Annotated in this window: 4 protein-coding genes and 1 tRNA gene; 1 reads left to right on the top strand and 4 read right to left on the bottom strand. The window is 60.4% G+C overall.

Annotated elements, in window-relative coordinates:
• Positions 1 to 180: 180 nt before the first annotated feature.
• On the bottom strand, positions 181 to 1,536 hold the full coding sequence (locus tag AAAU26_RS01865; protein WP_227619079.1) for a D-alanyl-D-alanine carboxypeptidase: 1,356 nt from the start codon (positions 1,534 to 1,536) through the stop codon (positions 181 to 183).
• 175 nt (positions 1,537 to 1,711) lie between these two features.
• Here AAAU26_RS01865 and AAAU26_RS01870 point away from each other — a divergent pair, with 175 nt between their 5' ends.
• A complete protein-coding gene (locus AAAU26_RS01870) occupies positions 1,712 to 2,404 on the top strand; it encodes a metallophosphoesterase family protein (protein WP_227619078.1) in 693 nt (230 codons plus the stop codon).
• Between the two features lie 37 nt (positions 2,405 to 2,441).
• Here the strand turns inward: AAAU26_RS01870 and recG are convergent, their stop codons facing one another.
• From recG to AAAU26_RS01885, 3 genes are all read right to left on the bottom strand, one after another.
• Complete coding sequence (recG, locus tag AAAU26_RS01875; RefSeq protein ID WP_227619077.1) at positions 2,442 to 4,502, bottom strand: ATP-dependent DNA helicase RecG; 2,061 nt, start codon at positions 4,500 to 4,502, stop codon at positions 2,442 to 2,444.
• 98 nt (positions 4,503 to 4,600) lie between these two features.
• Positions 4,601 to 4,816 (bottom strand): aromatic acid exporter family protein, encoded by a 216-nt coding sequence (locus AAAU26_RS01880; RefSeq protein WP_227619076.1) that lies wholly within the window; start codon positions 4,814 to 4,816, stop codon positions 4,601 to 4,603.
• Positions 4,817 to 4,917: 101 nt separating this feature from the next.
• Positions 4,918 to 4,992, bottom strand: a tRNA-Cys gene (locus tag AAAU26_RS01885).
• Positions 4,993 to 5,085: the final 93 nt, after the last annotated feature.

Here is a 5,085-nt window from a genome sequence, read left to right on the forward strand (position 1 = left end):
TGGATTCGAACCACCGAAGCTGAAAAGCAGCAGATTTACAGTCTGTCCCCATTGGCCACTCGGGAACACGCCCATATACAGTTTTTCGCAGTCACGGACTGCCTGTATATATTACCACTTGGGGGCGTATTTGTCAACTGCTTTTTACAGCTTTTTCAGAAAAGAAGCTGACCGCACGGCTCAGTCGCGGGGACGGCCGTAGCGGTGGACTTTTTTGGAGGAATGGCGGGTGCGGGGGGAGTTGAGCAGGACCCACGCCACATAGATGATGGCGCAGATGGCGCTGACGACGAGCACTACCTTGAGGTAGAGGCTGCCGAAGAACCCCTGCAGCTTCGAGAAAGAGTAGAGCAGGCTGCTCCGGCTCACGTCCTGCCCGGCGATGAGGTTGACCATGCCGATGGTCTCGCCGGCTAGCTTCAGCTCCACGGTGCCGACAATATCGCCCTGCTGGACGGGGGCGCAGACATAGTCGGGCAGATGGAAGTATTTCTGAGTCACGGTGCCGTCGCCCGAAGAGGGCAGCAGGGTCATCATGCTGTTGTCGGGGTAGAGCTTGAGGGTGTCGGTGTCGGAGGAATACTTCACGGGGATCTCTGCCAGAGCAAGGTCGGTGTCCAGCGCAGGCTGGATGGAAAAGCTCTGGAACACCCAGTCGATGAGGCGGGTCGTTTCGTAGAGGGCCGGGCGGCGGTTGGCGTAACCGTAGGTGTCACAGGTGTCGGGGCTCTGCATGATGCAGAAGATATAGGTGGAGCCGTCCTGATTGGCCCACGAAACATAGCTCTGGTCGCCGTGGTCGTTTTTGTAGGCCATCACATCGCACATGCCGCCCTGCATAGACTTGCGGTAGAAGCTGCCGCCGCTGGTCTTGTTGAGGGCGACGTTCTGGTTCAGCAGCACGAAACTCTTGGTGTGCTTTTCCTTGGCGGGCATGGTGAAGGCGGGGGCCGACGAGATGTCCACGAAGGCATCAAAGCTCATCAGATACCGTAGGATGAGGTACATATCCACGGCAGTAGTCACATTGCCGCTGTCGAGGCCGCAGGCGTCCGTCCAGGTGCTTCCGGTGGTGCCGATGCGCTGGGAGAGGGTATTCATCTGGCTCACCCAGCCTGCAAGGTCGCCGCCCGAAAGGCTGTAGGCAAGGCCCATCGCGGCCTCGTTGGCGTTGCGCAGAAGCATGGCGTAGACAGCTTCCCGGTAGGTGAAGGTCTCATTGGAGCGCATATCGGCATTATCACTGTTGTGGACGTAATCCGAGATGGCGAAGGGCATCTGGAAGGTGTTGTCGAGCTGGTCGGCGTAATTCGTCAGCAGCAGCGCGATGGTCATATATTTGGTCAGGCCCCCGGCAGGCACCTGACGGGAGCTGTCCTTGTCGTAGACGATGATGTTGGTGTCGGTGTTGACGATGTAGGCGCTCTTGGCCTGCACCTCGTAGAAGAGGCTGGGGTCGAACATGGCCGAAGCCGGCGCGCACAGGCAGCTCAGCAGCAGGATAAGGCTCAGAAATAGGGTGACGATACGTTTCATGTGGACATTTTCCTCAAAAAGCGATAATATATTAGAGTATCGGACAAAATGTGCTGTCCGTTCTTACGGAACAAAAACAGGCTCAGCGAAGGGCCTTATACTTTATAATAACAGGTTTGGCGGAGCGTGACAAGGCTTTTGGGGCGATTTCACACTCCGCAAAAGGAGGCAGAGGATGGTATATCTTACGGGCGACACCCATGGCGAGCTGGACCGCTTCAAAGACGGGGAGCTGCGCCGGGCCGGCAAGGGCGATTTTGTCGTTGTGCTGGGCGATTTCGGCTTCGTGTGGGACGGCAGCAAGGCCGAGCAGAAGAATCTGGACTGGCTGTGCAAGCGGCCTTACACCATCCTTTTCCTCGATGGAAGCCACGAGAACTATGACCTGCTGGAACAGTACCCCACCGAAGAGCGGTTCGGCGGGCTGGTGCAGCCGCTGGGAGGCAATGTGTACCACGTCTGCAGGGGCAGTGTACTGGAACTGGAACGGAAGAAGTACCTCTGCTTCGGCGGAGCGGAAAGCCCGGACAAGGAAGAGCGGGAAGCCCACGTCAACTGGTGGCCGCAGGAGATGCCCTCGGACGAGGAATACGCCCGCTGCGAGGCCGCGCTGGAAGCGAACGGCTGGCAGGTAGATTATGTGCTGACCCACGACGCGCCAAGCAAATTTCTGGATTTCAGCGTGCTGGCTGAGGGCGAGAATAACCGGCTGCACCTCTTCCTCGACAAGGTCGTCATGAAAACGACTTACAAGAAATGGTTCTTCGGCTGCCATCACAAGGATGTGCAGCTCTCTACCAAGAGCCGCTGCCTCTTCTGCGATGTAGTGAGCATCGGCGAGAAGAAGCCGTGGTGGAAGAGAAGATAACGAAAAAGGACTGCCGCGGGCAGTCCTTTTTCGTTACTCAATTCATTGTTCCGGCTTTGTCGAACATCTGCTCCACCTGACGGGCCAGCAGGGCGTGTTCGGGCCGCTCGAGAAGCGGGTCTTCGGCCAGAAGGGCCACAGCCTCGCTCTGGGCCGCGTGGAGGGTGCGGGTATCGTTTATCAAATCGGCGATCTGCAAGGTCGGCAGACCGTGCTGGCGGTTTCCGAAAAAGTCGCCGGGGCCGCGGGTCTCGAGGTCGTACTGCGCCACGGCGAAGCCGTCTGAGGTGGAGCAGAGGAACTTGAGCCGCTTCTGCACCGACTCGGAGGCATTGTCGCTGACGAGGAAGCACCAGCTCTCCGCTGCGCCGCGTCCCACACGCCCGCGCAGCTGGTGCAGTGCGCTCAGGCCGTACCGCTCGGCGTTTTCGATGACCATGACCGTCGCATTCGGCACGTCCACGCCGACTTCGATGACGGTGGTGGACACGAGAGCGTCCAAACGTCCGGATTTGAAGTCGTTCATCACCTCGGCCTTTTCCTTCGGCTTGAGCTTGCCGTGCATCAGGCCCACCCGGCGGTCCGGCAGATAGGCTTTTGCGATGTCCTCATAGTAGCTCTTGACGGCGTTCAGGCCGCTGCCGCCCGCGTCCTCGATGGCAGGGCAGACGATATACACCTGTCGTCCGGAATCGATTTCTCTATCAAGGAAGCCGTAGAGGTCGGCCCGCTTTTTGCCGGTGATGCAGCGAGTCTTGACGGGTTTGCGGCCCGGCGGCAGCTCGTCGAGGATGGAGATGTCGAGGTCGCCATACATCAGTAGCCCCAGCGTCCGGGGGATGGGGGTGGCGCTCATGACCAGCAGGTGAGGATTCGCGGCCTTTTCGGCCAGCAGGCCCCGCTGGCGCACACCGAAGCGGTGCTGTTCGTCCACGACGGCCAGACCCAGCCGGGCGAACTCCACGCCCTCGCTGAGGATGGCGTGGGTGCCTACGATGAGGTCGGCCTCGTCGTCCCGGATGGCGGCGAGGGTGGTGCGCCGTGCGGCGGCTTTCATGCCGCCGGTGAGCAGGGCCACCCGCATCCCAAAGGGGGAGAGCAGGCGGTTCAGGTTCTCGGCGTGCTGGCTGGCCAGGATCTCGGTGGGGGCCAGCAGTGCGGCCTGATACCCGGCCCGGATGCAGGCCCAGATAGCCGCAGCAGCCACCAGCGTTTTGCCGCTGCCCACGTCGCCCTGCAAAAGGCGGTTCATGGACGTTTCGCCCGACATGTCGGTCAGGATCTCTTCCACGGCCCGCCGCTGTGCGCCGGTGGGGGAGAAGGGCAGCGACTCCCAGAAAGGGGAGGCGTCGGCTTTCTTCATCGGCGCGCCGGTGGAGGCCGCGCCGTGGTTCTTCATCCGGCCGATACCCAGCTGTAGGACCAGAAGCTCTTCGTAGATGAGCCGCCGCCGCGCCGCAAAGGCTTCCTCCTCCGTGGCGGGGCAGTGGATGGCCCGGACGGCGTCGGCCTTGGAGAGCAGGCGGTATTTTTTCAGCATCTCAGAGGGCAGCGGGTCGGGCAGAAGCTCCGCGTGGGGGAGGAGCTGGCGGACGCACTTGGCGATGGCGCTGCTGGTCAGCCCCTCGGTCTGGGGGTAGACGGCCTCGAAAGGCGACGACTTCACCTGCGCGTCGGTGCGCACCTGCGGGTTGACCATCTGACGGCGGAGCATCCCGCCCGTCACGATGCCCTGAAAATAGTATTCCTGCCCCAGCTCCAGCTTCTGGGCGGCGTATGGATTATTGAACCACGTGATCTCGAGGCTGGATACATCGTCTCCGGCGGTGATGCGCTCCATCCGTCGCCCGCCCGGCAGGATGCGCCCGCCGGGCTTTGCAAACACTTCGGCCTTCACGACGCACTCGGTGTCGGCGGGGGCCTCGGCGATGGAGTAGGGCTTTGAAAAATCCAGATACCGGCGGGGATAGTGGCAGAGCAGGTCGCTGAGGGTCAGGATGCCCAGCTTCTCGAACCGCTCGGCAGTCTTGGGGCCGACGCCCTTGAGATAGCGTACCGGGGTGTCCGGCGTGAGGGTGGTGTGAAGTTCGGCAGGCATGGCGCGGCCTCCTTTCAGGGAAAATGATAGTATGCCCATTGTATCACGGCAGAGGGCAAAAGAAAAGCGCCCTGCCGGAGCGGGGCGCGGAAAAGCATTCAGACTTTACTGTCCTTCTTGAACGAGCCTTTGAACCCTTCCCAGAGGGAAACGACCCGGGGCCGGGGCAGAAAGTAGTTGACCAGCAGCGCTGCGATGACGCCAATGGCGGTGTCGAAGATGCGGTTGAGAGCGTAGCTCATATAGGTCTCAATGGGGGTGCTGAACAAAACGATGCAGAGCACCACGATGGACAGCGCTGACTCTTTTAGCATAGCACAGAGCGAAGAGGGAAGACAAGCTTTCCCCAATAAGTAGATTATTTAACGAGCAAAACAACAAAAAATCCCGGATGCCTCAGCACCCGGGAATCTTTTGGAGGTGACGACCAGATTTGAACTGGTGGATGAGGGTTTTGCAGACCCTTGCCTTACCACTTGGCCACGTCACCATATTCGGAGCAACTGTTGCTGCTCCATTATGGAGCGGCCGACGAGGCTCGAACTCGCTACCTCCACCTTGGCAAGGTGGCGCTCTACCAGAT

The sequence above is a fragment of the Faecalibacterium longum genome, assembly GCF_040094125.1.
Lineage (GTDB): Bacteria > Bacillota > Clostridia > Oscillospirales > Ruminococcaceae > Faecalibacterium > Faecalibacterium longum.